General features: G+C 72.7%; 23 protein-coding genes and 1 riboswitch. Of the genes, 18 read left to right on the forward strand and 5 right to left on the reverse strand.

Annotated features, from left to right (window positions below; translation table 11 throughout):
- Nucleotides 1-8: 8 nt before the first annotated feature.
- From FZC61_RS07575 to FZC61_RS07600, 6 genes are read left to right on the forward strand one after another with little or no spacing between them, the layout of a single operon-like run.
- Nucleotides 9-2,306, forward strand: coding sequence for an arylsulfatase (locus FZC61_RS07575; RefSeq protein ID WP_148613556.1), 2,298 nt, complete (start codon nucleotides 9-11; stop codon nucleotides 2,304-2,306).
- 3 nt (nucleotides 2,307-2,309) lie between these two features.
- The gene (locus tag FZC61_RS22975) at nucleotides 2,310-2,915 is read left to right on the forward strand and encodes a TetR family transcriptional regulator (protein ID WP_170286018.1); all 606 of its coding nucleotides are present in this window, start codon (nucleotides 2,310-2,312) and stop codon (nucleotides 2,913-2,915) included.
- A gap of 32 nt (nucleotides 2,916-2,947) precedes the next feature.
- Nucleotides 2,948-4,450 (forward strand): ABC transporter substrate-binding protein, encoded by a 1,503-nt coding sequence (locus tag FZC61_RS07585; RefSeq protein WP_148613557.1) that lies wholly within the window; start codon nucleotides 2,948-2,950, stop codon nucleotides 4,448-4,450.
- Nucleotides 4,451-4,490: 40 nt separating this feature from the next.
- On the forward strand, nucleotides 4,491-5,609 hold the full coding sequence (locus FZC61_RS07590) for an NAD(P)H-dependent amine dehydrogenase family protein (RefSeq protein ID WP_148613558.1): 1,119 nt from the start codon (nucleotides 4,491-4,493) through the stop codon (nucleotides 5,607-5,609).
- Nucleotides 5,606-6,412 (forward strand): SDR family oxidoreductase, encoded by an 807-nt coding sequence (locus FZC61_RS07595; protein WP_148613559.1) that lies wholly within the window; start codon nucleotides 5,606-5,608, stop codon nucleotides 6,410-6,412. Before FZC61_RS07590 ends, FZC61_RS07595 begins: the two co-directional genes overlap by 4 nt.
- A 9-nt stretch (nucleotides 6,413-6,421) precedes the next feature.
- The gene (locus FZC61_RS07600) at nucleotides 6,422-7,513 is read left to right on the forward strand and encodes an MBL fold metallo-hydrolase (protein ID WP_148613560.1); all 1,092 of its coding nucleotides are present in this window, start codon (nucleotides 6,422-6,424) and stop codon (nucleotides 7,511-7,513) included.
- Here FZC61_RS07600 and FZC61_RS07605 read toward each other — a convergent pair.
- From FZC61_RS07605 to FZC61_RS07615, 3 genes are all read right to left on the reverse strand, one after another.
- Nucleotides 7,500-7,928 carry a GNAT family N-acetyltransferase gene (locus tag FZC61_RS07605; protein ID WP_148613561.1) on the reverse strand — a complete coding sequence of 143 codons (429 nt, stop codon included), beginning with the start codon at nucleotides 7,926-7,928 and terminating at the stop codon, nucleotides 7,500-7,502. The genes FZC61_RS07600 and FZC61_RS07605 overlap by 14 nt on opposite strands.
- A complete protein-coding gene (locus FZC61_RS07610) occupies nucleotides 7,925-8,830 on the reverse strand; it encodes an alpha/beta hydrolase (RefSeq protein WP_148613562.1) in 906 nt (301 codons plus the stop codon). Before FZC61_RS07610 ends, FZC61_RS07605 begins: the two co-directional genes overlap by 4 nt.
- Nucleotides 8,831-8,913: 83 nt before the next feature.
- On the reverse strand, nucleotides 8,914-9,405 hold the full coding sequence (locus tag FZC61_RS07615; RefSeq protein WP_148613563.1) for a GIY-YIG nuclease family protein: 492 nt from the start codon (nucleotides 9,403-9,405) through the stop codon (nucleotides 8,914-8,916).
- Nucleotides 9,406-9,574: 169 nt separating this feature from the next.
- A riboswitch (TPP riboswitch) is annotated at nucleotides 9,575-9,684 on the forward strand.
- 29 nt (nucleotides 9,685-9,713) lie between these two features.
- On the opposite strand from FZC61_RS07615, the gene FZC61_RS07620 reads away from it, so the two are divergent.
- From FZC61_RS07620 to FZC61_RS07645, 7 genes are read left to right on the forward strand one after another with little or no spacing between them, the layout of a single operon-like run.
- Nucleotides 9,714-10,778 carry a thiamine ABC transporter substrate-binding protein gene (locus FZC61_RS07620; protein ID WP_246142583.1) on the forward strand — a complete coding sequence of 355 codons (1,065 nt, stop codon included), beginning with the start codon at nucleotides 9,714-9,716 and terminating at the stop codon, nucleotides 10,776-10,778.
- A 30-nt stretch (nucleotides 10,779-10,808) separates the two neighbouring features.
- Entirely contained in the window at nucleotides 10,809-12,452 is a 1,644-nt protein-coding gene (locus FZC61_RS07625) for an ABC transporter permease (protein ID WP_148613565.1), read from the forward strand.
- Between the two features lie 2 nt (nucleotides 12,453-12,454).
- Nucleotides 12,455-13,459, forward strand: a complete 1,005-nt coding sequence (locus FZC61_RS07630) for an ABC transporter ATP-binding protein (RefSeq protein ID WP_148613566.1) — start codon at nucleotides 12,455-12,457, stop codon at nucleotides 13,457-13,459.
- A gap of 26 nt (nucleotides 13,460-13,485) precedes the next feature.
- Complete coding sequence (locus tag FZC61_RS07635; protein ID WP_148613567.1) at nucleotides 13,486-14,583, forward strand: phosphatase PAP2 family protein; 1,098 nt, start codon at nucleotides 13,486-13,488, stop codon at nucleotides 14,581-14,583.
- A gap of 54 nt (nucleotides 14,584-14,637) precedes the next feature.
- Nucleotides 14,638-16,614 carry an acyl-CoA dehydrogenase family protein gene (locus FZC61_RS07640; RefSeq protein ID WP_148613568.1) on the forward strand — a complete coding sequence of 659 codons (1,977 nt, stop codon included), beginning with the start codon at nucleotides 14,638-14,640 and terminating at the stop codon, nucleotides 16,612-16,614.
- Nucleotides 16,611-16,748 (forward strand): hypothetical protein, encoded by a 138-nt coding sequence (locus FZC61_RS22980; protein WP_170286019.1) that lies wholly within the window; start codon nucleotides 16,611-16,613, stop codon nucleotides 16,746-16,748. The genes FZC61_RS07640 and FZC61_RS22980 overlap by 4 nt, the downstream gene beginning before the upstream one ends.
- On the forward strand, nucleotides 16,739-17,407 hold the full coding sequence (locus tag FZC61_RS07645; protein WP_148613569.1) for a class I SAM-dependent methyltransferase: 669 nt from the start codon (nucleotides 16,739-16,741) through the stop codon (nucleotides 17,405-17,407). Before FZC61_RS22980 ends, FZC61_RS07645 begins: the two co-directional genes overlap by 10 nt.
- Nucleotides 17,408-17,503: 96 nt before the next feature.
- Here FZC61_RS07645 and FZC61_RS07650 read toward each other — a convergent pair whose 3' ends face one another.
- Together FZC61_RS07650 and FZC61_RS07655 are read right to left on the reverse strand one after the other, a co-directional pair.
- Entirely contained in the window at nucleotides 17,504-18,481 is a 978-nt protein-coding gene (locus FZC61_RS07650) for a type IV toxin-antitoxin system AbiEi family antitoxin domain-containing protein (RefSeq protein WP_148613570.1), read from the reverse strand.
- Between the two features lie 216 nt (nucleotides 18,482-18,697).
- Entirely contained in the window at nucleotides 18,698-19,195 is a 498-nt protein-coding gene (locus tag FZC61_RS07655) for an inorganic diphosphatase (RefSeq protein WP_148613898.1), read from the reverse strand.
- 216 nt (nucleotides 19,196-19,411) lie between these two features.
- On the opposite strand from FZC61_RS07655, the gene dacB reads away from it, so the two are divergent.
- The 5 genes from dacB to ftsH all read left to right on the forward strand — a co-directional run bounded on the left by dacB (nucleotide 19,412) and on the right by ftsH (nucleotide 26,544).
- A complete protein-coding gene (gene dacB, locus FZC61_RS07660; protein WP_170286020.1) occupies nucleotides 19,412-20,806 on the forward strand; it encodes a D-alanyl-D-alanine carboxypeptidase/D-alanyl-D-alanine endopeptidase in 1,395 nt (464 codons plus the stop codon).
- A gap of 283 nt (nucleotides 20,807-21,089) precedes the next feature.
- On the forward strand, nucleotides 21,090-22,157 hold the full coding sequence (locus tag FZC61_RS07665) for a zinc-dependent metalloprotease (RefSeq protein ID WP_246142584.1): 1,068 nt from the start codon (nucleotides 21,090-21,092) through the stop codon (nucleotides 22,155-22,157).
- Nucleotides 22,157-23,218 carry a tRNA lysidine(34) synthetase TilS gene (gene tilS / locus FZC61_RS07670; protein WP_148613572.1) on the forward strand — a complete coding sequence of 354 codons (1,062 nt, stop codon included), beginning with the start codon at nucleotides 22,157-22,159 and terminating at the stop codon, nucleotides 23,216-23,218. The genes FZC61_RS07665 and tilS overlap by 1 nt, the downstream gene beginning before the upstream one ends.
- Nucleotides 23,219-23,228: 10 nt before the next feature.
- Entirely contained in the window at nucleotides 23,229-23,780 is a 552-nt protein-coding gene (gene hpt, locus FZC61_RS07675; protein WP_148613573.1) for a hypoxanthine phosphoribosyltransferase, read from the forward strand.
- A gap of 685 nt (nucleotides 23,781-24,465) precedes the next feature.
- Nucleotides 24,466-26,544 carry an ATP-dependent zinc metalloprotease FtsH gene (gene ftsH, locus FZC61_RS07680; protein WP_148613574.1) on the forward strand — a complete coding sequence of 693 codons (2,079 nt, stop codon included), beginning with the start codon at nucleotides 24,466-24,468 and terminating at the stop codon, nucleotides 26,542-26,544.
- The last annotated feature ends 138 nt before the right edge of the window (nucleotides 26,545-26,682 follow it).

Raw genomic sequence — 26,682 nt, forward strand, 5'->3', positions numbered from 1 at the left:
GTGTGCCCATGTCCGACCAGCTCCCCCCGCCCCAGCGCATCAGCGACCGCGTCGCCGGCTCCGACGGGCGCCCGGTGCCGTACCGGGTCCCCGGCCCCGACGCCCCCAACATCGTGGTGATCGTGCTCGACGACGTCGGCTTCGCCCAGCTGGGCTGCTTCGGCGCCGGGTTCGACACCCCGCGCATCGACGCCCTGGCGGCCGAGGGTCTGCGCTACCAGCGCTTCCACGTCACCTCGGTCTGCTCGTCGACGCGCGCGGCGCTGCTCACCGGCCGCAACCACCACGCCGTCGGCATGGGCGTCACCGAGGAGGCCGCGATGGGTTTCCCCGGCTACACCGGCCGGATCCCGCGCTCGGCCGCGAGCATGGCCCGCCTGCTGCGCGACGAGGGCTACAACACGATGGCCGTCGGCAAGTGGCACCTCACGCCACGCACGGAGTACTCCTCGGCCGGGCCGTTCGAGCGCTGGCCGCTGGGGCTCGGCTTCGAGCGCTACTACGGCTTCCTCGGCGCCGAGACGAGCCAGTGGGCCCCCGAGCTGGTGCGCGACAACACCCACGTCGACCCGCCGAAGACCCCGGAGGAGGGCTACCACCTCACCGAGGACCTCGTCGACCAGGCGATCCGGATGATCCAGGACCAGCAGCAGGCCGAGTCCCGCAAGCCGTTCTTCTGCTACCTCGCGACCGGCGCGGCCCACGCGCCGCACCACGTGCCACCGGAGTGGGTCGAGCCCTACCGCGGCCGCTTCGACCAGGGCTGGGAGGCCTATCGCGACGAGGTGTTCGCGCGCCAGGTCGCCGCCGGCGCGGTGCCCGCCGACACCGTGCTGACCCCGCGCCCCTCCTGGGTGCCGCCGTGGGACAGCCTCACCGCCGACCAGCGTCGGCTCTACGCCCGCTACATGGAGGTCTTCGCCGGGTTCATGACCCACACCGACCACCACATCGGGCGGCTGCTCGACAGCCTCGAGGAGCGCGGCGTCGCCGACAACACCATCGTGATGGTGCTCTCCGACAACGGCGCGAGCGCCGAGGGCGGTCCGACGGGCACGATCAACGAGGCGGCCGGCTGGCTCGGGCTGCAGGAGGACGAGTCGGTCTCGCTGGCCGCCATCGACGACCTCGGTGGCCACGACGCGTTCAACCACTACCCCTTCGGCTGGGCCTGGGCCGGCAACACCCCGCTGCGCCTGTGGAAGCGCTACGCCTGGCTCGGCGGGGTCCGCACCCCGCTGGTCGTGCGCTGGCCGCGTCGCATCGCCGACCCGGGCGCCGTACGACGCCAGTTCACGCACGTGGTCGACCTGTTCCCGACGCTGCTGGAGGCCGCGGGCGTCGGCGTACCTGCCTCGGTCGACGGCGTCAGCCAGCAGCCCGTCGACGGGGCGTCGTTCCTCGCGAGCCTGACCGACCCCGACGCCGAGGAGCACCGCACGCTGCAGTACTTCGAGATGATGGGCTCGCGCGCGATCTACGCCGACGGCTACAAGGCGGTCACCGACCATGTCGCCAACCAGTTCGGCGAGCGCGAGCACCTCGAGGGCAGCTTCGACTTCGACACCGACCGCTGGTCGCTGTTCGACCTGGCCGCCGACTTCTCCGAGAGCACTGATCTCGCTGACGACCACCCCGGGGTGGTCCGGCGGCTCGAGGGCCTCTGGTGGGCCGAGGCCGGACGCAACCAGGTGCTGCCGCTCTTCGAGTTCCCCGACTCGCTGGCCCACCTGCACCCCGGCGAGTACCCGCCGCCGCGCAGCGCGGTCTACACGCCCGGCGGTGGCCCGATCCAGGAGCCGCAGCTGCCGACCACGGGCGGCGGGTTCGTGCTCTCCGCCGACATCGAGGTCCCCGAGGGTGGCGTCGAGGGCGTCGTCACCGCCGCCGGCGACCGGCACGGCGGCTGGGGTCTCTACGTGCTCGAGGGGCGTCCCGTCGCGGTCTTCGCCCTGCTCGACATCAAGACCCGCATCGCCGCCGACCACGTCCTGGCCCCGGGGTCGCACGTCCTCGAGCTGGCCTACGTCGCCGCCGGCGCCGACGGGCCCGCCCACGCCGTGGTCCGCGTCGACGGGGAGGAGGTGGCCCGCGAGCCGGTGCTGGGGCTGATGTTCCTGCCCAACCTCTCGTCGGCCGCCGCGGGCATGCTCGTCGGCCGCGACCGCGGCTTCGCCCTCTCGCACGACTACACCCCGCCGTTCGCCTTCACCGGCACGCTGCACCGCGTGCGGTTGCGCAGCGGCGGCTCGGCCGACCACGACGACACGGTGGCCCGGCTCAACGCCGCGGTCGCGGGGGACTGAGACGTGGCCGGGCTGCGCGAGCGGCAGAAGGTGTCGACGCGCCGCTCGCTCGAGGACGCCGCGCTGCGGCTGTTCGCCGAGCGCGGCTACGACGCCACCACCATCGAGGCCATCGCCGAGCAGGCCGAGGTGTCGCCGCGCACGTTCTTCCGCTACTTCGCGGCCAAGGACGAGGTGCTCGACATGGGGTGGGACCGCCGGCAGGCCGAGCTGGTCAGCCGGCTCAGCGCCCTGCCGCGCGACCTTGACGACGCGGCGGCTGCGGCCTGGGTGCTGCGGACGATGGCCGAGGACTTCCTCGCCGAGCGCGAGCGCGTCGAGCTGCGGGCCGCCGCCCTGGCCTCGTCCCCGACGCTGCGCGGTCGGGCGGCCGACTCGCTGCTCGCCTGGCAGGCGACCCTCGCGGCGGTGCTCGCCGAGCGCGCCGGTCTCGACCACCCGACGTTCGCCCACCGGGTGACCGCCGCCGCGGCCGTCGCCACCTGGGTGGCGGCGTTCGGCGAGTGGATCAGCGACCCCGGCAGCGACCTGGTGGCCCTGCTCGACGCCGGCTACGAGCACCTCCACGGCACGCCGCTCGTCGAGCCGGGCCGGTCGGGGAGCCGGTGATGGGGCCGGTGGGTGGGCCTGTGGGTGGGCCGGTGGTGGGGCCCGCGGGTGTGCGCCGCCGCCGGGTCGCCCGGGTGGCGCTGCTCGTCGCCGTGCTCCTCGGCCCGGTCGCCGGGTGCGGCTCGAGCCTCGACCCGCAGGACGTCGCGGGCCTCGACGGCGGCGGGGTGCAGACCGCCGGCGACGGGGGAGCCGGCGACGCCACGGACGACGGGCTCGGTGCGGCTCCGGCGGCGCCCGGCGACGGCGCCGACGGTGGTCCGGCTCCGGTGGCCCCCGACGGCTCGGACGGCCCGGGTGCGGCACCGGCGGCACCGGGCTCGGCGCCGGACGACGGGGCCGGTGGTGGCGGCGACGCCTCGGCGCCGCCCGCCGTCGACCCGGACCGGGCCGGCGACTGCACCGGCTTCCGCAACGGTCCGGGCATCACCGACGACACGATCACCATCGGCAACTCCTCCGACATCTCCGGGCCGGTCCCGGGGTTGTTCGAGGCCAGCCGGGACGCCACGGCCGCCTTCGTCGCCTACTTCAACGCCGCCAACCCCGAGGGCATCTGCGGCCGGCGCCTCGTGCTGCGCACCTACGACTCCCGCACCGACGCCGCGGCCGACCAGCAGGCCTACGCCGCGGCGTGCGGCGAGGTGTTCGCCATGGTCGGCTCGATGTCGGCGTTCAACTCGGGGGGCGCCAAGACGGCGGAGGAGTGCGGGCTGCCCGACATCCGCTCGGCCAACGTCACGCCCGAGCGCAACGACTGCGCGACCTGCTTCGGGGCGCAGTCGACGCGCACCGGCGAGGTCGCCAACGCCACGGCCGACTTCATCCTCGAGCAGTACGGCGACACCGCGAAGCGCTCGGCCTTCCTCTACGTCAACGCAGGAGCAGCGGCCGCCAACGCGCCGCGCCAGGCGAAGGCGTTCGAGAAGCGGGGCCTGGACTTCGAGGTGGTGCGGGGCATCGAGACCTCGGAGTTCAACTACACGCCCTACGTGCAGGAGCTCAAGGACGAGGACATCAAGACGGTCTTCTTCACCGGGGCCACCTCGATGTCGGTGCGGCTGCGCCAGACCATGCAGCAGCAGGGGTACGAGCCGGTCGTCTACATGCGCGAGCCGACCGACTACAACCGCACCTACGTCGAGACCGGGGGCAGTGCCGTCGACGGCACCGTGATCTACACCAACTTCACCCCCTTCGAGGAGGCGGGGCGCAACCCCGAGCTGTCGCTCTACCTGAGCTACCTGGAGCAGGTCCGGCCCGGCGCCGAGCCCGGGTTCTTCGGGGTGTTCTCCTGGTCGGCCGCGCGCCTGTTCGTGGAGAAGGCGACCGCGCTCGGCGGGAGGCTGACCCGGGCCTCGCTGGTGTCGGCGCTGCGGGCGACGACGTCGTGGACCGCCAACGGGCTGCACTCGCCGCAGCGACCCGGCCCGCACCGCACGGGGGAGTGCTTCCGCTTCCTGCGCCTGGACGGCCGCACCTGGCGGCCGTTCGGGGGCACCGCCTACCGGTGCGACGGCACCTCGTTCGGCTGATCCGTGGCGCAGAAGTAGAACGTGTTCTAGTGTGAGCGCCATGTCACAGGTCGTCCCCGAGAAGCCCCTCCGCGTCGTCGTCTGGTCCACCGGCACGATCGGCCGCCACGCCATCGCCGGCGTCGACGCCCACCCCGACCTCGAGCTCGTCGGGGTGTGGGTCAGCAACCCCGACAAGCATGGCTTGGACGCGGGCGTGCTGGCCGACCTCGGCCGCGAGCTCGGCATCCTGGCCACGACCGACCGCGACGAGCTGATCGCGCTGGCCCCCGACGCGATCGTGCACACCGCGATGGCCGACGACCGGGTCTTCGAGTGCATCGAGGACCTGATCTCGTTCGTCGAGGCCGGCATCAACGTCACTTCGAGCGGGCCGGTGCTGCTGCAGTGGCCCGAGGAGATCCTGCCGCCGGAGTTCATCGCGCGCATCGAGGACGCCTGCGCCGCCGGCAACGCCTCGATGCACATCAACGGCATCGACCCCGGCTTCGCCAACGACATCCTGCCGCTGGTGATGACGAGCCTGAGCCAGCGCATCGACGAGGTGCGGGTGATGGAGATCTGCGACTACTCGACCTACTACCAGCCCGTGGTGATGGGCGACCTGTTCGGCTTCGGCAAGCCGATGGACGAGCTGGGCATGCTGTGGCACCCCGGCATCCTCACCATGGCCTGGGGCAGCGTCGTGCGCCAGATCGCGGCCGGGCTCGACATCGTCCTCGACGAGCCGCTGACCGAGGAGGTCGACCGCCGTGCCGCCGAGCGCGACACGCCCTCGGTGTCCGGAGACGTCGCAGCCGGCACGATGGGTGCGGTCCGCTTCCAGCTGATCGGCAAGGTCGACGGCGTCCCGCGCGTCGTGCTCGAGCACATCACCCGCACCGACGCCTCGTCCCAGCCCGAGTGGGAGACCCCGCCGGCCGGCACCGACGGCTGCTACCGGGTCAAGATCACCGGCGAGCCGATGATGCAGGTCGACTTCACCCACCACGGCGAGCACGGCGACCACAACGTCAGCGGCATGATCACCACCGCCCAGCGCATCGTCAACGCCCTGCCGGCCGTCGTCGCGGCGAAGCCGGGCATCGTGCGGGCCATCGACCTGCCGCTGGTCACCGGCCGCGGGCTCGTCGCGGGCAGCAAGGGGCAGCAGAAGTGAGCATCCTCGACCGCTTCGCCCTCACCGACCACGTCGCGATCGTCACCGGCGCGGGCCGTGGCCTGGGGGCGGCCACCGCCGTCGCCCTGGCCGAGGCCGGCGCCGACGTCCTCATCTCGGCGCGCACCGCCGAGCAGCTCGACGTCGTCGCCGAGCAGGTCCGCGCCACCGGCCGCCGGTGCGTGGTCGTGGCCGCCGACCTCAGCGACCTCGATGCGGTCGCCGGGCTCGCGCAGACGGCGTACGACGAGCTCGGCCGGCTCGACACGGTCGTCAACAACGTCGGTGGCACCTTCCCGCGGGAGTTCCTCAAGACCAGCCCCCGCTTCCTGGAGGAGTCGTTCTCGTTCAACGTGAGCACTGCTCACGCACTGACCCGGGCCGCGGTGCCGCTGATGCTGGCCGACGACGACGGCGCGCAGAAGTCGGTGGTCACCATCAGCTCGATGATGGGCCGCACCGCCGACCGCGGCTTCGTCGCCTACGGAACGGCCAAGGCCGCGCTGGCCCACTGGACCCGGATGGCCGCGCAGGACCTGTCGCCGCGGATCCGTGTCAACGGCATCTACGTCGGCTCGATCATGACCAGCGCCCTGGAGTTCGTCGCCGGCGATCCTGCGATGATGGGGCAGCTCGAGGGCAAGACCCCGCTCGGCCGCGTCGGCGAGCCCGAGGACATCGCCTCGGGCGTGCTCTACCTCGCGTCGAAGGCCGGTGGTTACGTCACCGGCAAGATGATCGAGATCGACGGCGGCATCCAGCAACCGACCCTCGACCTGGGGTTCCCGGACCTCGCGCCCTAGGGTCCCAGGGTGGCTCCCCCCAGCAGAGACCCCGGCATCTCGACCGCGCACGCCGTCTCGCCCGACTCCGGCGAGCACTGGACCGCCGAGGGTGCGTGGGAGGTGGCGCCCGGCGTCCACCGGATCCCGTTGCCGCTGCCGATGGACGGCCTGCGGGCGATCAACGTCTACACGATCCAGACCGACGACGGACTGACGCTCATCGACGGCGGCTGGCACATCCCGGTGGCCCGCGAGCTGCTCGACGCGAGCCTGCGCTCGATCGGCTCGGGGTTCGGCGACATCAAGCGGTTCCTGGTCACCCACGTGCACCGCGACCACTTCACGATGGCCACGGTCCTGGGGCGCGAGCTCGGCATCGACGTCGCCCTCGGGCTCGGCGACCAGCCCGCGCTCGAGCTGCTCAACAACAGCCACGAGCTGACCGAGAACCCCTTCCACGCGGTGCTCCGCTCGGCCGGGGCCGGCGTGATCGCCGAGGAGTGGGAGCGCCTGCAGGACGTCGACGAGGACCTGCGCCCGCTGTGGCAGTACCCCACCACCTGGCTCGACGGCGACCACGAGATCCCGGTCGGCGCCCGCACCCTCGACGCCGTCCACACGCCCGGTCACACGCCCGGGCACTTCGTCTTCGCCGACCGTGCCGACGGCCTGCTCTTCGCCGGCGACCACGTGCTGCCGACGATCACCCCGTCTATCGGCTTCACGGTGCCGCCGGTCCCGCAGCCGCTGGGCGACTTCATGGCCTCGCTGACCAAGGTGCGGGCGCTGCCCGACCTGCGCGTGCTGCCGGCGCACGGCCCGGTCACGCCCTCGACGCACGAGCGCGTCGACGAGCTGCTGGCCCACCACGAGACCCGGCTCGCCGACAGCCTGGCGCTGGTCGCCGACGGCGGCTCGACGGCGTACGACGTGGCGCGGGGGCTGGGCTGGACCCGCCACCTGCACGCCTTCGACGGCCTGGACTGGTTCAGCCGGGGGATGGCCGCGATGGAGACCAAGGCCCACCTCGACCTCCTGGTCGCGCGCGGCGACCTGGTCAGCGACGACAGCGCGGTCGCGACCGACGGGGTCGTCTACCGGGTGGTCACGGCCTGCTGACCCGGCGCATCGGCAGGTGGGGGATGCCGTCCTCGAGGAACTCGGGGCCGGTGACCGCGAACCCGAACGTGGCGTACCAGGCGGCCAGCGGGGCTTGGGCGTCGAGCACGACGTCGCGCCCGCGGCAGTGGGCGAGGGCCTCGGTCATGACGGTGTCAGCCAGGCCCCGGCCACGGGCGGGGCGCGCGAGCAGCACCCGGCCGATCCGCCACACGTCACCGTCGTCGAGCACCCGCGCGTAGCCGACCACGTCGCCGTCGTCGTCGAGCAGCACGTGCCGGGTGCCCGGCTCGAGGTCGCGACCGTCGAGGTCGGGGTAGGGACACTCCTGCTCCACGACGAAGACGTCCTGGCGCAGCCGGGCCACGGCGTAGACCTGCAGCGGGGTCAGGTCGGTGAAGGCGAGCGTGGTCATCGCAGGAACTCCACCGTGTGGCGCCACGCCCGGCGGGCCTCGGGCAGCCCGGGCAGCAGCGGGAAGACGTGGATCAGGTCGGGGGCCTCGAGGTAGGTCACCGGCCACCCGGCGGCCGCCGCGCGGTCGACGAGGAGTCGGCACCCGGCGACCAGCACGTCGCGCGTGCCGCACACGACGAGTGCGGGCGGCAGGCCCTGCAGGTCGCCGAGCGCGGGGGAGACCTCGGGGCGGCCGAGGTCGGCGGGGTCGCCGGCCCACCACCCGGCGTACGACGTGAGCTTGCCGAGGGACAGCCACGGGTCGATCGCGTCGAGGGCGTGGCGGTCGGGGGTGCTGGTCGTGAGGTCGACCCACGGCGCGATCAGCACCAGGTGGCTCGGCAGCGTGGCGCCGCGGTCGCGCAGCGACTGCACCAGCGCGAGGGCCAGTCCGCCGCCGGCGGAGTCGCCCACCACGACGACCCGGTCCCGGCGGGCCGTGTGCTCGGCCAGGTCGTCGACCAGCGCGTCGTGGCTGTCGCGCCAGGTGTGCTCGGGCGCGAGCGGGTAGAACGGCAGCACGACCTCGGCGTCGAGGTGGCGCGCCAGCCGCGTCGCGTAGCGCACGTGCACGGGGTCGGCCGGCGCGACGAACCCGCCGCCGTGCAGGTAGTACACGGTCGTGCGCGGCGTGCGGCCGCGCGGTCGGATCGTGTGCACCGGGAACGGGATCCTGCGGGTGCCGACCTCGAAGCGCCGCGCGAACCCCGGCACCAACCTCGTGGGCAGGGTGCGGAAGAAGAACTCGGGCTGGGCGTGCCACCGCTCGATCCGCACCCGCTCGGACGCGACGTCGACGTCCCCGGCGCCACGGGCCTTCGGCACGGCGTACGCGTAGAGGGAGTGGAGCAGGCTCGGCACCCCACCAGCCTGTCACGCCGCCCGAGCCCACGGGGGTGACGGCCGTCGTACGACGCCACCACACGTCGGTCGAGGAGCTCCCGCTAGGGAGCGACACGAGACCATCCGTCCGGCAGGATCCGCGTGCAACGCGCCCCCGCCTGTTGATCGGCTGCCTTCTCCACCTGCCGCAGCGGCGCCCACGGATCGTCGGGATCGTGAACGACCTCGTGCTCGACGTCCCAGGGCATGACCGGCGGCACCGCACGCTGGCTCTCGCTGGCGCGTGGAGGGTCGTCAGCGACGGCCTGTCGTGCCGACCAGCACCGGCTCGCGAGCGAAGGCAGGAGGTCGACGCGGCCGTCGCTCAGCGCCTCACGCTTGCTGCGTCGCCAGTTCTGCACCTGCTTCTCGAACACGAACGCGTCGCGGATGAACGCGAACTCCGCGGCCCACACCAGCGCGACCGGCCGCCGGTGACGGGTGTAGGCCGCCCCTTCCCCCGCCTGGTGCTGGGCGACACGTCGTTCGAGGTCGAAGGTGCTGCCGACGTAGTAGGCGTCGTCGGCGCAGCGGAGCAGGTAGGTCCAGGGCATGGCGGGACGATGCCTCCTGGTGGGGGTGAGCACCAGGCTGATCTGGAGGCCTGTGGATGAGGTTGGACTCGTTGCTGCGTCTGAGTGGTCTCGTGACGGCTGGCGCAACCTCCTCGACCACCGTGGGTCTGGTGGGGTGAGGACCGTCCCGGGGACGCGCTAAGGTCGGGGCACAAGACAGGGGAGCACGGAAGACGCGTGCTGAGAGTGCGGAAGAGCCGCAGACCCTACGAACCTGCTCCGGTTAGCACCGGCGAAGGGAGTCCAGGATGAGGCATGTGTGGCGTGCGGTCGCGACGGCGGCGGTCGTGAGCGCGACGGTGACGTCGTGCTCGCTGACGGCGCGGGAGGACGACGGGTCGGGTGCGGGCTCGGGCGCCGCGTCGACGCCGTCCAGCGTTACGACCAGCGACGGGTCCGGCAAGGTCGTGCTGGTGGTGCACGACTCGTTCGCGCTGCCCGACGACCTGGTCGCGTCGTTCGAGAAGGCCAACGACATCGACCTCGAGATCCGGCAGTCCGGTGACGCGGGCGAGCTGACCAACAAGCTGGTGCTGACGCAGGGCGACCCGATCGGCGACGTGAGCTTCGGCGTCGACAACGCGTTCGCGAGCCGGGCGCTGGACGCCGACGTCTTCGCGCCGGCCGACGTGACGCTGCCGGCGGGCGCCGAGGCCTACGAGCTCGCGGGCGACGACGAGCGGGCGCTGGTGCCGGTCGACAACGGCAACGTGTGCGTCAACGTCGACGACACCTACTTCACCGACAAGGGCATCGACCCGCCGCAGACCTTCGAGGACCTCACCGACCCGGCCTACAAGGGACTGTTCGTCACCGAGTCCGCCGCGGCCAGCAGCCCGGGCCTGGCCTTCCTGCTCGCCACCATCGCCGAGTACGGCGACGACTGGCCGGCGTACTGGGAGCGGCTGATGGCCAACGACACGCGGATCGCGAGCAGCTGGACCGATGCCTACCAGGTCGACTTCACCCAGGGCGGCGGCAACGGCGACAAGCCGATCGTGACGTCGTACGACTCGAGCCCGGCCTTCACCGTGGCCAAGGGCAGCGACACCTCGACGACCAGCGCGCTGCTCGACACCTGCTTCCTGCAGGTCGAGTACGCCGGCGTGCTGACCGGCGCGGCCAACCCCGAGGGCGCCAAGAAGGTCCTCGAGTGGCTGGTCAGCCCCGAGGTGCAGGCGGCCCTGCCCGACAGCATGTACGTCTTCCCGGTCGCCGACGGCGTCGCCCTGCCCGAGGCGTGGGCGACCTTCGCCCAGCGCCCGACGGACCCCAAGGCCGTCGACCCGGCCGAGGTCGCCGACCGGCGCGACGAGTGGCTGCAGGAGTGGACCGACATCACGACCCGATGACGCAGTGACGAGCCAGTGATCCCGCCGGTGATGAGGCGCCTCGCGACGCTCCTCGGGCTGGCCGCGCTCCCGCTGGCCGTGCTCGGGGTCTTCTTCGTGCTGCCGGTCGCGGGCATGGTGGGGCGCGGCGTCTGGCCCGACGGAGTCTTCGACCCCGGTGCCGTGCTCGACGTGCTGACCCGGCCCCGGGTCCACCGGGTGCTGTGGTTCACGCTGTGGTCGGCGTCGGTCGCGACCGTGGTCAGTGTCGCGCTCGGGCTGCCGGCGGCCTACGTCCTGCACCGGCTGCGCTTCCCCGGGCGCGGGCTGGTGCGCGGGCTGCTGCTGGTGCCGTTCGTGCTGCCGACCGTGGTGGTGGGCGTCGCGTTCCGCCAGCTGCTGCGCGAGGGCGGGCTCCTCGGGGGCCTCGGGCTCGACGGCACCCCCACCGGCATCGTCTGCGCGCTGGTGTTCTTCAACGTGGCGGTGGTGATCCGCACGGTCGGCGCCACCTGGGAGGGCCTCGACCGGCGTCCCGCCGAGGCCGCGGCCGCGCTCGGCGCCGGTCCGGTCACCGTCTTCCGCACCGTCACGCTGCCGGCGCTGCGCCCGGCGGTCGTGTCGGCGGCCAGCGTGGTGTTCCTGTTCTGCGCGACCGCGTTCGGGGTCGTGCTCACGCTCGGCGGCTCGCGCTACTCCTCGGTCGAGACCGAGATCTACCTGCTCACCACCGAGCTGCTCGACCTGCCGGCCGCGGCCGCGCTGTCGGTGCTGCAGCTCGTCGTCGTGGTCGCCCTGCTGGTCGTGGCCGGCCGCGCCCGGCGTACGCCCGACGCGCAGGTGCAGCGCTCCACCGCCCGCGCCCAGCCCGTACGACGCCGCGACCTGCCCCAGGTGGCCGTGACCGTCGTGCTGCTGGCCGCGGTGGCGACCCCGGTCGTCGCGCTCGTCGTGGGCTCCCTGCGCCGCGACGGCGCCTGGACCCTCGACTCCTACCGCGCGCTCGGCGGGCGCGGCGGCGAGCCCGGCGACCCGACCCTCGTCGTACCGGTGACCGAGGCGCTGCTCAACTCGCTGCGCATCGCCGTCGACGCCACCTGGATGTCGCTGCTGCTCGGCGGGCTGGTCGCGGTGGTCGTCACCCGGCGCTCGCGCGGGCGCGCCGAGCGGCGGCTGCGCGGAGCGCTCGACGGGTTCTTCATGCTGCCGCTCGGGGTGTCGGCGGTGACGCTGGGGTTCGGCTTCCTGATCACCCTCGACTCCCCACCGCTCGACCTGCGCAGCTCGCCGCTGCTGGTGCCGCTGGCCCAGGCGCTGGTCGCGCTCCCGCTCGTGGTGCGCACGCTGGTGCCGGTGCTCGCCGGCCTCGACGACCGGCAGCGCCAGGCCGCGGCCTCGCTCGGCGCGGGTCCGTTGCGCGCCTTCGCCACCGTCGACCTGCCGGCGACCTGGCGGCCGCTGCTCGCCGCCGCCGGCTTCGCGTTCGCCGTGTCGTTGGGCGAGTTCGGCGCGACGTCGTTCCTGGTGCGCGACGACGCCCCGACGATGCCCGTGGTGATCTTCCGCCTGATCGGCCGCCCCGGTGCGGGCGACTACGGCGCGGCCCTGGCCGCCTCGGTGGTCCTGGCCGCGACGACCGCGCTCGTGATGCTGGCGGTCGAACGCCTGCGCGTGCCCGCCCTGGGAGCGTGGTGACCGTGCTGCGCCTCGACCACGTCGACGTCGACTACGACGGTGTGCCCGCCGTCGTCGACGCGACCGTCGAGGTGCCCGACGGCAGCGTCGTCGCGGTGCTCGGCCCCTCGGGCTGCGGCAAGTCGACCCTGCTGCGCGCGGTCGCCGGGCTCGAGCGCCCTCGCGCCGGCACCATCTCGTGGGACGGTGTCGACCTCGGGGGCACGCCCACCCACAAGCGCGGCTTCGCGCTGATGTTCCAGGAGGGCCAGCTCTTCGGCCACCTCACCGTGGCCCGCAACGTCGGCTACGCGCTACGCCTGCGGCGCCCGCGCCGGCGTGCGGCCGACGCCGAGCGGGTCGCGTCGTTGCTCGGGCTCGTCGGCCTCGAGGGGTACGCCGACCGGCTGCCCGCCACGCTGTCCGGCGGCGAGCGGCAGCGCGTCGCGCTGGCCCGGTCGCTGGCCGCCGACCCGCGGCTGCTGCTGCTCGACGAGCCGCTCTCGGCGCTCGACGCCGGGCTGCGCGAGCGCCTGGCCGGCGACCTCCACGACATCCTGCGCGCCGCCGGCACCACCACCCTGGTCGTCACCCACGACCAGGAGGAGGCCTTCGCGCTGGCCGACCGGCTGGTCGTCATGCGCGACGGCCGCATCGTGCAGCAGGGCGACATCGCCGACGTCTGGGCGCGTCCGGCCGACGCGGCCACCGCGCTGTTCCTGGGCTACGCGCGCGTCCTCGAGGGTCGGGCCGCCGCGCTCGTGCTCGACGCCGCCGGCCTGCCCGGGGCGCCCGCGGTCGCCGTACGCCGCTCGGCGCTGACGCTCGCCCCGACCGGGGTGCTGCGGGGGGTGGTTCGCTCGGCGCGGGCCACGCCCGACCACCTGCGCCTGGTCGTCGCCGTCGACGGTGCCGGCGACCTCGACGCCGTCGCCGGCCCCGGGACCCACGCCGGGCCGGGCGACGAGGTGGGCCTCGCGGTCGACGCCGCCCGGGTCGCGGCCGTGACCGCGGCCGATGCCCGGTGAGCCGACCCGCTCCCTAGACTGACGGGGTGTACCGCCGCGCCATCGCCACCTGCATCGGTGTCGCGGCGACCACCGGGCTCCTCGCGTTCGTCATCGCGCGGCGCTACGACCAGCCGCTGCTCGACCCCGAGGGCTCCTTCCTCGGCCCGTCGTGGATCCGGCTGCCGCTGCTGCTGAGCCTGTGCCTGGTGCTCGACATCGTGCCCCGGATGCTGTGGCACTCGCGGCTGCGCCGCAGCGCGATGGTGCCGGTCGTCAAGGAGCGCCTGGCCACCCACTGGACCCGCGACCGCGTCGTGCTCGTCGTCCTGGGCGTCACCTGCTTCTACGTGACCTACGTCGGCTACCGCAACCTCAAGTCGGCGCTGCCGTTCGTGCGCGACTTCCAGGACCAGGACCAGATGTTCGACCGCGAGTTGACCCTGGTCGACCGGGTGCTCTTCTTCGGCCACCGCCCGGGTCCGGTGCTGCACAACCTGCTCGGCACCGACGTCGCCGCGCACGTGCTCTCGGCGATCTACCTGATCTTCGTCGCGATGGTCCCGCTGCTGGTGATGGCCTGGATCGTCTGGTCGCGCCGGATCTCCTTCGGCTACTGGTTCGTGGCCTCGCAGTGCTTCGCGTGGGCGCTGGGCACCGCGTCCTACTACGCCCTGCCCACGCTGGGCCCGGCGTTCTACTACAAGCCCGGCTACACCGACCTCGCCCACACCGGCACGACCGACCTGCTCGCCGCGCTCTACAAGAGCCGCGCCACCCTGCTCAACGGCAGCTACGACGGCCAGAGCGTCGAGGGCATCGTCAACTCGGTCGCCGGGTTCGCCAGCCTGCACTGCGGCATCACCCTGCTGTGGGCGCTGATGGTGCAGTTCACGGTGCGCAGCGCCTGGGTCAAGCGGGTCTTCTGGGTCTACTTCGGGCTCGTCGTGGTCGCGACCATCTACTTCGGCTGGCACTACCTCACCGACGACGTCGCCGGCATCATGATCGCCCTCGTCTCGTTCTACCTCGGCGGGCTGGCCACCGGGCAGCGCTTCGACCGGCACAGTCTGGGCCCCCGCCCGCCGACCGAGCCCGCCGGCACCCTCGTCTCCCCGCCGGCCGAGCGCGCGGCCCGCGTCTGAGGGCCCACGGCGCGCGGGGGTGTGCCGGGGGGCGGCGCTCGCTAGCGTGACGGCATGGCGACCGACACCGTGCTCCCCACCCCCACCGGCTCCGTGCCGCCCACGGTCGACGTCCCGGCCCTGACGGCGCTGCTCGGCGGACGCTACGCCGAGGTCCGCCGCAGAGTGCGCGACCAGCTGGTCGCGCACGCGCAGGTGCTGGTCGACGCCGAGGAGATGACGCGCGCCGAGTTCCGCGACCGGGTGCGCGACGTCGTGGTCGAGATGGCGGGCACGGGCCAGACCGGCATGGGCTTCCCCACCGACTACGGCGGGGGCGGCGACATCGGGGCGAGCCTGGCCGCTTTCGAGACCCTCGCGCTGGGTGACCTGAGCGTGCTGGTGAAGGTCGGCGTCCAGTTCGGGCTGTTCGGCGGGGCGGTGCTGCAGCTGGGAACCGAGCGCCACCACGAGAAGTACCTCGCCGACATCGTCAGTGGCCGGTTGATGGGCTGCTTCGCGATGACCGAGACCGGGCACGGCTCCAACGTGCAGGCGCTCGGCACCGTGGCGACCTACGACCTGGCGACCCAGGAGTTCGTGGTCACCTCGACGCGCTCCGACGCGTGGAAGGACTACATCGGCAACGCGGCGGCCCACGGCGAGATGGCCGTGGTGTTCGCCCAGCTCGTCGTGGGCGGCGAGTCCAAGGGCGTGCACGCGCTGCTGGTGCCGATCCGCGTCGACGGCGAGCCCGCGCCCGGCGTACGCATCGAGGACGACGGTCTCAAGATGGGGCTCAACGGCGTCGACAACGGGCGGTTGTGGTTCGACGGGGTGCGCGTACCGCGCGAGGCGCTGCTCAACCGCTTCGCCGACGTCACGCCCGAGGGGCTCTACGTCAGCGACATCGACAACCCCGACAAGCGGTTCTTCACCATGCTCGGCACGCTCGTGCAGGGGCGCGTCTGCGTCGGCGGCGCCGGCATCAACGCGTCCAAGGTGGCGATCACGATCGCGACGAAGTACGCCCTGCGCCGCCGCCAGTTCGAGGCCACCGACGACACCGAGGAGGAGCTGCTCCTCGACTACGGTCTGCACCAGCGGCGTCTGTTCCCGCTGCTCGCGCGCACCTACGCGCTCCACTTCGCCCAGGAGGTCGTGGCCGCGCAGGTGCACGACATCTTCTCCGGCACCCTGCAACCCGGCGCCGACCCCGACCTGGCCCGCCGCGAGCTCGAGTCGCGCGCCGCCGGCACCAAGGCCCTCGGCACCTGGCACGCGACGCGCACCATCCAGGAGTGCCGCGAGGCCTGCGGTGGCGCGGGCTACCTCGCCGAGAACCGGTTCGCCGCGCTCAAGGCCGACACCGACGTCTTCACGACCTTCGAGGGCGACAACCACGTGCTGCTGCAACTGGTGGCCAAGGGCCTGCTCACGGCGTACTCCAGCGAGTTCGAGGAGATGGACCAGTTCGACATGGTCCGTTTCGTGGCCGGCCTGGCCGTCGAGACGGTGATCGAGAAGACCAGCGTGCACAAGCTGTTCGAGCGTCTCAAGGACGTGCTGCCCGGCGGCCCCGACGGCTGGGACCAGGAGGCCGGACTCCTCGACCCCGACTACCAGCTGGCGATGTACCGCTTCCGCGAGGAGCACATGATCTCCGGGGTCGCGCGTCGCCTCAAGCGCGGCATCGACCAAGGGATGAACCCCGCCACGGTGTTCTCGCGCGTGCAGGACCACGTGATCGGCGCGGCCCGGGCCCACATGGAGCGGCTCGTGCTCGAGGCCTTCGTCGGCAAGGTGCGCGCGATGCCCGACGGCGACAACAAGGTCGCGCTCGGCCTGCTCTGCGACCTGCACGCGCTCAGCGGCATCGAAAGCGACCGCGCCTGGTTCATGGAGCACGGGCGGCTGACCTCGACGCGCAGCAAGGCGATCAGCCGCGAGATCGGCGACCTGTGCCGCCGGGTGCGCCCGCTGGCCGACGACCTCGTCGACGGGCTCGGCGTACCGGTGGCGATGCTGCGCTCGCCCGAGCTCGTCGGGTGAGCGTCGCTGTCGTCCTGCCGGGCGCGGACCACGCCCTGAGCAGCACCGGCGACGGCCTGGTCTCCCCCGCCATCCTGGCCCGGGCCGCGGACGCGGCCGCCGACTTCCTCGAGAGGCTCACCAGATGCGCGTGAAGGTGCCCGGACTCGGCGGCTGGAGCGAGGACCCGCTCTGGGCGACCGTCTACGACTGGTCGGTCGAGCACCCGCGGGCCGGCGGCCTGCTGTGGCGCATCGGCATCCAGAGCGACTTGCAGCGCCTCTACGCCGCCACCGACGAGCTCACCGCGCTGGCGCCGGGATCGCGGGTCCTCGACGTGCCCTGCGGCGGTGGGGTGGCCCTGCGCGGGCTGCGCCCCGGCCAGGGCGTCGACTACGTCGCCGCCGACATCGCCCAGGCGATGCTCGACCGCACCACCCGCGCCGCGCACGAGCGCGGGGTCGCCGACCAGGTGAGCACGCAGGTCGCCGACGTCGGCGACCTGCCGTTCGACGACGACTCCTTCGACCTGGTGGTGTCCTTCACCGGCCTGCACTGCTTTCCCGACCCGGCGCGCGCGGTCGTCGAGATGGCCCGGGTGCTTCGCCCCGGCGGCGTCATCACGGGCAGCACGCTGCTCAACGACTCCGGTCTGCGCCACGAGCCGATGCGCCGCGGCGGCCGCCTCGCCGGGCTGCTCGGCCCGGGCTGCACCGGCCCCGAGCTGCTGCACTGGCTCGGCGCGCGCGGTCTGCCCGACGCGACCCTGGAGCGGTCCGGGGCGATGGCGTACTTCCGGGGTGTGAAGGCATGATGCCGGCAGGAGATTCACCGCTGGAGCGGTGAATCTCCCACTCCTATCACAAAGGATTGTCCTAGAAGTGTGAGTTCCGAGCGACAAGTACGCCGCTCAGGCAGCGAGCGGGTGCATGGCCCGGCGGATACGCGCAACGGTCCGCTGCGGCAGGTCGAGGTCGGCCCAGACGAGCCGTATGACGGTCCACCCGGTGAGCTCGCGGATGAGATCCTCGCGCCGTTTCTCGCGCTCGACCATCTGCTCGATCGACTCGCCAGGTTGGCGGAACCGGTGGTACTTCTGCCTACCGTCGAACTCGACGATCACCCGCAGTGCCGGCCAGGCGAAGTCGACCCGCGCGGCGAACGTGCCGTCGGGGAAGGTCACCTCGTACTGGAGCTCGGGTCGAGGCAGGCCGTTGCGCCAGAAGAGCAGGTCGCTGCGGGTCTCGCCCACAGACTCGCTCTTCGCGGAGGCCAGAAGCAGCAGGGGATGGTGATGCAAGGAGCCGGGCCAGCGGTCCGTCGTCGCCACCTGCAGGTGGAGCTCATCGACGGTCATGGCGCCCTGGTGGAGGAAATGGTTGGCCTGCACCAGCGCGGCCTCCGTGCCGTCGGTGCACGCCACCTCGACGACCGCGCGGGCCGGCACGGTGAGCCAGAAGTCGTGCTGGCGCCGGACGTCGCCAACACGGGTCTCGCCCAGGTGGTGCACCACCCGGCTGCCCTTGCGGCCGCCCCCGGCGAAGTGCGTGAGGTGGACGCTGCTCAGGTCGAGCCCGAAGTCCGGGCCGCGCTGCATCACGACGCTGCTCGCGTGGGACAGCGCGACGTGATCGCCGTACAGCCGCATGACCGCACGTGCCAGCAGCCGATGGCGCTCGGCGTCGTCGGCCGCGAGGAAGACGCTGCGCAGGCAGTACGCGCCCTGTCGCAGCCTTACGAGGGTCCCGCAATCGACCAGTCGGCGCAGTGCGTTGTCGTCGATGCCCAGCTCGATCGCCTCGCGACGCAGCAGGATGCCGTACGGGTCGCAGAACGTTGCGATGGCGGGTTGTGGAGGAGGTCTCATCATGCCGACGACGGTCCCCACGGACCGCCGCCGACCCACCTGTCGCGGCTCGGCTGCGGAAATCGAGCTTGTCCGCCGTACCTGTGGAGGGTTGGTGGTCAGCACCGGTCCGCGCCAGCAGGGACTTCTACGACAAAACTGGCACTTCTAGGACAAAGGTTCGTCGCATCAGTGGGAGTTTCACCGCTTCAGCGGTGAAACTCCCGCCGCCGCGGCCGCCCAGCCTCCACGAGCGCGTCAGGCGTGGTGGTAGCCCTCGGTCTTGGCGCGCTCGAAGCTGGCCATGACCTCGGCCTCGGCCTCGGTGCGGCCGACCCAGTCAGCGCCCTCGACGGACTTGCCGGGCTCGAGGTCCTTGTAGACCTCGAAGAAGTGCTGGATCTCGAGCCGGTCGAACTTCGGCACGTGGTTGATGTCGCGGATGTGCTCCTGGCGCGGGTCGGTCGACGGGACGCAGAGGACCTTGTCGTCGCCGCCGGCCTCGTCGGTCATCCGGAACATGCCGATGGCGCGGCACTTGATCAGGCAGCCCGGGAACGTCGGCGCCTGCAGCAGCACCAGGGCGTCGAGGGGGTCGCCGTCGAGGCCGAGGGTGTTCTCGATGTAGCCGTAGTCGGCGGGGTACTGCGTGGAGGTGAAGAGCATCCGGTCCAGGCGCATCCGGCCGGTCTCGTGGTCGACCTCGTACTTGTTGCGCTCGCCCTTGGGGATCTCCACCAGTACGTCGAACTCCAGCACGTGCATCCTCCGGTCGGTCTGCCCCTGCGGGGCGATCAGGGGCGGTGACCAGGGAGGGCCTCCGCGCGACGGGGTCCAGTGTCCCGCACAATGTCCGTGCCCGTGCACCTGGGGCAGCACCCGAGGAGAGGAGGGCGAGTGGCGCGCACGCCCGTACGCCGCGGTCGTGGTCGACCGGCGGACCGCTCAGCGGCTCGCCGCACCCTCGTCCTGGTGCTCCTCCTGGCCCTCGTGGCGGGCGGGTTGGCAGCGCGGCGCTACGACCTCGTCGACAGGCTGCGCGGCGGTGACGAGCCGTCGGCCTCGCCGACCACCGACCCGGCCACGCTCGCCCCGCCGCCGGGCGTCGACCTGCCCGAGGTCGCCGCCCCGCCTCCGGTGGCGCCGGCCTCGACGCCGACCCGGGACGTCGACGCGGCCGCCGTACGCCGCACGCTGCAGCCCTACCTGCGTGACCGGCGCCTGGGCCCGCACGTGCTGGCCGAGGTCGCGCCCCTGGCCGGGGGAGCGCCGACCCTCACCCGCGGGCAGCGGCCCGACGACGTCGCGATCCCGGCCTCGACGACCAAGGTGGTCACCAGCACCGCGGCCCTGCTCGCGCTCGGCCCCGACCACGTCTTCACCACTGAGGTACGCCGTCAGGGCCGGACCCTGACGTTGGTGGGCGGCGGCGACCCCTACCTCGAGCGCACCCCCCTCGACGACGGCGAGCCCTGGCCCTACCCGGCGCGCGCCGACCTCGAGACCCTCGCCGAGCAGACCGCCGCTGCTCTCGGCGGCGTGCGCCGGGTCCGGCTGACCTACGACGACACCCTCTTCAGCGGACCGCAGGTCAACGCCGCCTGGGAGGACGACTACGTCTCGTCCGGCGAGGTCAGCCCGACCTCGGCCCTGTGGGTCGACCAGGGGCGCGTGCCCGGGCAGCTCGGGCGGCAGGCCGACCCGGGGGCCGAGGCCGCCCGCGCGTTCGCCTCGGCGCTGGGTGCGGCCGGCGTCACCGTGCGCGGCGCCCCCGCCCCGGCGCGGGCGCCCCGCACCTCGGCGATCGCCACCGTCGACAGCGCCCCGCTGGCGCAGGTCGTCCAGCGGCTGCTCGACGTCAGCGACAACGACGCCGCCGAGGTGCTGCTGCGCCACGTCGGGGTCGCCACGTCCGGCGAGGGCTCGATCGACGCCGGGGTCGCCGGCGTACGCCGCCTGCTGCGGACCGCCGGCGTGCGGATGGGCGACAGCGTGCTGCTCGACGGGAGCGGTCTGTCGCGCGACAACCGTCTCGACCCGTCGGTCCTCGTCGCGCTGCTGCGTCTCGCGGCGGCCGACGACCGGCCCGACCTGCGCGCGGTGGTCACGGGGCTGCCGGTCGCCGGGTTCACCGGGTCGTTGACCGACCGGATGGACCAGGGTCCGCCCGCCGGCCGCGGCCGGGTGCGCGCCAAGACGGGCACGCTGAGCAACGTGACGGCCCTGGCGGGCCTCGCCACCGACCTCGACGGCAACGTGCTCGTCTTCGTGCTGATGGCCGACCGGGTGCCCGACCCCAACGGCGTGGTCGCCCGGGTCGTCCTCGACGACGCCGCGGCGGCCCTCGGTGCGTGCGCCTGCTCCTAGGGGCCGCAGGTTGTTACCCAACGCTGTCGCTCCCGTGGATCCCGCGTGCCCGGGGCGTGGCGCGCGGCTGCCTACCGTTGTGTCAACAGCTTGGCGGCACCGCGCATCTGGGGGGATCGCGGAACGTCTCGCTGAACCTGTGAAAACACGTGTTGACCCGTTCGGCCGCTTCTGGGAGGGAGCGTGGCCTCGAGCGGGTCTTCGCGTTTTTGCACCTCTCTGGTCACCCCTGGCGCCCCGGTGGCCGGGGGACGCCGACCCAGCGCCCGGGTAGGTTCTGCGCATGACGCCGACCGAGCCCACGCCCTCCGTCGAGAGGGCTGACGAGATGGTCGACTGGGACCTCGCGGTCCGGATCGCCTCCCGGCTCGCGGGTCAGGGGCCTGTCGTGTCGCCGGCCGAGGCGTCGTCGGCCGTCGCCGAGCTGCGCGCCGGCGCCGACCGGTCGACCGCACTGGTGCGCGACTTCACCGGCCTGGTCGCCGCCGACCACACCGCCCCGGTCCTCGTCGTCGACCGCGCCGGCTGGGTCCAGGCCAACGCCGACGCCTTTCGCCACCTGGTCTCCCCGCTGGTCGACCAGATCACCACCCACAGCAAGAAGCCCCCGACCGGCCTGGCCCTCGCGGTCGGCTCGCGCATCACCGGCGTCGAGGTCGGCGGGCTGCTCGGCTTCCTGGCCGGCAAGGTATTGGGCCAGTTCGACCCGTTCCACGCCCCCGACGGCCGCCTGCTGCTGGTCGCCCCCAACATCGTCCACGTCGAGCGCGAGATCGGCGCCGACCCGAGCGACTTCCGGTTGTGGGTGTGCCTGCACGAGGAGACCCACCGCGTGCAGTTCACCGCCGTGCCGTGGATGCGCGACCACCTCTTCTCCGAGGTCCAGGCGCTCTCGTCGACCGTGAGCCCCTCGGGCCTCGAGGAGGTCCTCAAGCGGGTCACCGAGGGTCTCAAGGGCGGCATCGGCAAGGGCGGGATCGTCGAGCTGCTCAGCACCCCCGAGCAGAAGGAGATCCTCGACCGCGTCACCGGCATGATGTCGCTGCTCGAGGGCCATGCCGACGTCGTCATGGACGGCGTCGGGCCCAGCGTCATCCCGTCGGTCGACAAGATCCGTCGCAGCTTCACCGAGCGCCGCAAGGGCGTCGGCGCCCTCGACCGGCTGCTGCGCCGCCTGCTCGGCCTCGACGCCAAGATGGCGCAGTACCGCGACGGCGCCCACTTCGTCCGCTCCGTCGTCGACAAGGTCGGCATGACCGAGTTCAACGTCGTGTGGGAGCGCGCCGAGCACCTGCCCTCCAAGGCCGAGCTGGCCGACCCCGACGCGTGGGTCAGCCGCGTCCTGGGCTGATGACGCTCGACCCGTCCGTCGCGGCGGTACGCCTCGCCGTACGACGTGAGCTCGTCCGTGGCTCGAAGGCCGAGCCATGGGTGCCGGGGACCGACACCGTCCTGGTCGCCTGCTCGGGCGGCGCCGACTCCCTGGCCCTGCTGGCCGCCACGGTCTTCGAGCTCAAGCGCGCCCCGGTGCGCGTGGTCGGCGCCGTCGTCGACCACGGGCTCCAGGACGGCTCGGCCGACCACACGGCCCGCGTCGTCGCGCAGATGGCGCGGCTCGGGGTCGACGAGACGGTCTCGGCGCGGGTGCAGGTCGACCCCGGGGGGCTGGGGCCCGAGGCGGCGGCGCGTGAGGCCCGCTACGAGGTGCTCGACCAGATGGCGCGCCACTTCGGCGCCCCCACGGTGCTGCTCGGCCACACCCTCGACGACCAGGCCGAGACCGTGCTCCTGGGGCTGACCCGCGGCTCCGGCGGCCGCTCGCTGGCCGGCATGCGGCCCGCCTTCATGCTGCACGAGGGGCAGGCGCGCGAGTGGAGCCCCGTCCAGGACCCGATCTTCCGGCGCCCGCTGCTCGGCGTACGACGGGCGCAGACCGAGGCCGCCTGCCGCGCGGAGGGCATCGAGTTCTGGACCGACCCCCACAACGCCGACCAGCGCTTCACACGCGCCCGGGTGCGCCGGACGGTGCTGCCGATGCTCGAGCGCGAGCTGGGGCCCGGCGTCGTCGAGACCCTCGCGCGCACCGCCGAGCAGCTGCGCCCCGACATGGAGGCCCTCGACGACCTCGCCGCCGCCGAGTACGCCGCGCGGCGCCGTCCCGAGGGGCTCGACGTCGACACCTTCCACGGCGTCGCCGACGCGCTGCGCCCGCGCCTGGTCCGGCAGGCCGCCCTCGACGCCGGCAGCCCGGCGTCCGAGCTGTTCCACGTGCACGTCAAGGCGCTGCTGGGGCTGGTGGCGAGCGAGGGGCAGGTGGGGGAGATCCAGCTCCCGGGCCACGTCACGGCCTACGTCGAGGGCGATCTCCTGCGCTTTCGACCCACGGCCCCACCCCCGGGCGCCGACCACTAGCCTGATCGCCATGGACGCAGCCCACGTCGACGACGACCTCGTCAACGTCCTCTTCACCGAGGCCCAGATCCACGAGAAGGTCGGGGAGCTGGCCGCCCGGATCGAGGCCGACTACGAGGGCCAGGACCTCCTCATCGTCGGCATCCTGCGCGGCGCGGTGATGGTGATGGCCGACATGGCCCGCGCCCTGACCCGCCACGTCGAGATGGACTGGATGGCGGTGTCGTCCTACGGCTCCGGCACCAAGTCCAGCGGCGTCGTGCGCATCCTCAAGGACCTCGACACCGACATCTCGGGCCGCCACGTCGTCATCGTCGACGAGATCATCGACACCGGCCTGACCCTGTCGTGGCTCACCTCCAACCTCAGCTCGCGCAACCCCGCGAGCGTCGAGATCTGCACCCTGCTGCGCAAGCCCGAGGCCCAGCAGATGCCGATCGACGTCAAGTACGTCGGCTGGGACATCCCCAACGAGTTCGTCGTCGGCTACGGCCTCGACTACCGCGAGCGCTACCGCAACCTGCGCGACATCGGCACCCTCGCCCCCCACGTCTACTCCTGACACTGGTCGCGGACCGGTCGGGCTCGGTCAGCGGACCCGCTCCTCTCTTGCAGGGCTGCCGCCGGCCTGGTTCGGCGGGCCCGACCTGACCGGGGGCCCGACCGGCCGCGACGTGCGCCCTGTGGTCGCCTTGCGCTGGGGCCCGGGCGCCTGTGCCCGCTTGCGCGGACCGGTCGGGCTCGGTCAGCGGACCCGCTCCTCTCTTGCAGGGCTGCCGCCGGCCTGGTTCGGCGGGCCCGACCTGACCGGGGGCCCGACCGGCCGCGACGTGCGCCCTGTGGTCGCCTTGCGCTGGGGCCCGGGCGCCTGTGCCCGCTTGCGCGGACCGGTCGGGCTCGGTCAGCGGACCCGCTCCTCTCTTGTAGGGCTGCCGCCGGCCTGGTTCGGCGGACGCGACGCAAGCAAAGGTCGGTCGAGGAGCTCCCGCTAGGGAGCGTCACGAGACCTCCCGACCGCCACCGACGCACGCGGGTCGACCTGCACCTGCGGCGGGCGAGGGTCTCGTGACTCAATGTCAGTCTGGCCAGCGCGACCTCCTCGCCCGACGTGAGCCCGCCGGTCGGCGTACGGACGCCACCGGACGACCTCACGCCCGGGGGAGGCGGTCCACCCACTCGCCTGAGAGGATGAAGGCGTCCCCGGCGCCCTGTACCGTCGAGGGCTCAATCGTGCTACGTGCGGAAGTGTGGTCGTGAAGCGGATTTTCAAGGGTCCCTGGGTCTGGATCGGCGTGGCGGTGATCGCCGTCGTGCTGGCTCTGCAGTTCCTCGCGTCCGGAGGTGGCTACGACGAGGTCCCCACCTCGCAGGCGCAGGAGTACATCGCCAAGGACCAGGTCAAAGAGATCAAGTTCATCGACGGTGAGCAGAAGATCGAGATCACGCTCCAGGACGGCGTCCGCGACAGCGGGTCGAAGGTGTCGACCTCGTGGGTGCTCGGGCAGCAGCAGGGGCTGATCGCCCAGGCCGAGGCCAAGCTCGAGACCAACGGCGGCTCCATCGAGAAGCTCGAGTCCGAGAACCCCCAGCCGAGCACGCTGGCCAGCATCTTCTTCACCCTGATCCCGTTCGTGCTGATCATCGTGCTGTTCCTGTGGCTGATGAACAGCGTCCAGGGCGGTGGCGGCCGGGTCATGCAGTTCGGCAAGTCCAAGGCCAAGCTCATCTCCAAGGACATGCCCAAGACCACGTTCGCCGACGTCGCCGGGTGTGACGAGGCGATCGAGGAGCTCGGCGAGATCAAGGAGTTCCTCCAGGAGCCGGCCAAGTTCCAGGCCGTCGGCGCCAAGATCCCCAAGGGCGTGCTGCTCTACGGCCAGCCCGGCACGGGCAAGACCCTGCTGGCCCGCGCCGTCGCCGGTGAGGCCGGCGTGCCGTTCTACTCGATCTCGGGCTCCGACTTCGTCGAGATGTTCGTGGGTGTCGGCGCGAGCCGGGTCCGTGACCTCTTCGAGCAGGCCAAGGAGAACGCCCCGGCCATCGTCTTCATCGACGAGATCGACGCGGTCGGGCGCCACCGCGGCACCGGCATGGGCGGCGGCCACGACGAGCGCGAGCAGACCCTCAACCAGCTCCTGGTCGAGATGGACGGCTTCGACGTGCGCGGCGGCGTCATCCTCATCGCCGCGACCAACCGGCCCGACGTCCTCGACCCGGCGCTGCTGCGCCCCGGTCGCTTCGACCGCCAGATCTCCGTCGACGCCCCCGACCTGGCCGGGCGCACCAAGATCCTGCAGGTCCACGCGCGCGGCAAGCCCCTCGCGGCCGACATCAAGCTCGAGGACACCGCCCGCCGTACCCCCGGCTTCTCGGGGGCCGACCTGGCCAACGTCCTCAACGAGGCCGCGCTGCTCACCGCGCGCAACAACCGCAAGACGATCGACGCCGAGGCCCTCGACGAGGCCATCGACCGCGTCATCGCGGGTCCCCAGCGCCGTACCCGGCTGATGAGCGAGAAGGAGAAGCTCGTCACCGCCTACCACGAGGGCGGGCACGCCCTGGTCGCGGCCGCGATGCCGCAGACCGACCCGGTGCACAAGATCACGATCCTGCCGCGGGGGCGGGCCCTGGGCTACACCATGGTGCTGCCCGACGAGGACAAGTACTCCCAGACGCGCTCCGAGCTGCTCGACAAGCTGGCCTACATGCTCGGTGGCCGGGCCGCGGAGGAGATGATCTTCCACGACCCCACCACCGGTGCCGGCAACGACATCGAGAAGGCCACCAACCTGGCCCGCGCGATGGTCACCCAGTACGGCATGACCGAGCGGCTCGGTGCGATCAAGCTCGGCAACGACAACGAGCAGCCGTTCGTCGGCCGCGACTTCGGACACTCGCGCAACTACAGCGAGGACGTCGCCGCGATCGTCGACGACGAGGTCAACAAGCTGCTGACCACGGCCCACCAGGAGGCGTTCGACGCCCTCGAGGCCAACCGTGACGTCCTCGACGCCCTGGTGCTCGCGCTGCTCGACAAGGAGACCCTCGACAAGGAGCAGGTCGCCGAGATCTTCGCGCCCCTGCGCCGTCGTCCCGAGCGTCCGGCCTGGACGGGTTCGCCGACCCGCAAGCCGTCGCAGATCCCCGCGGTCGAGATCCCGCAGGCGATCCGCGACCGGGTTGCAGTCAACGGCCTGCTGGCCAAGCAGCCCGAGCACGGTGGCGGGGCGGTCGTGACCCCGCCGGGGCCCGGCGGCGACGTCCACGACCCGTCCCTGGGCGGCGGCCACGGCGGCGAGCCCACGCCCCCGCTCCCGGGCTCCTAGTCCACCTCGCGCGCGGTGGCGGCCGGTGCGGCCGCCACCGAGCACCCGCATGACCCGCTCCACCCGCTCCACCCGCACGACCTGCGCGACCTGCGCAGCCTGCTCGAGGCAGGCACCTACCTGCTAGCGAAGGATGTG

Origin of the sequence: Nocardioides rubriscoriae (assembly GCF_008087085.1) — a bacterium.
Classification (GTDB): domain Bacteria; phylum Actinomycetota; class Actinomycetes; order Propionibacteriales; family Nocardioidaceae; genus Nocardioides; species Nocardioides rubriscoriae.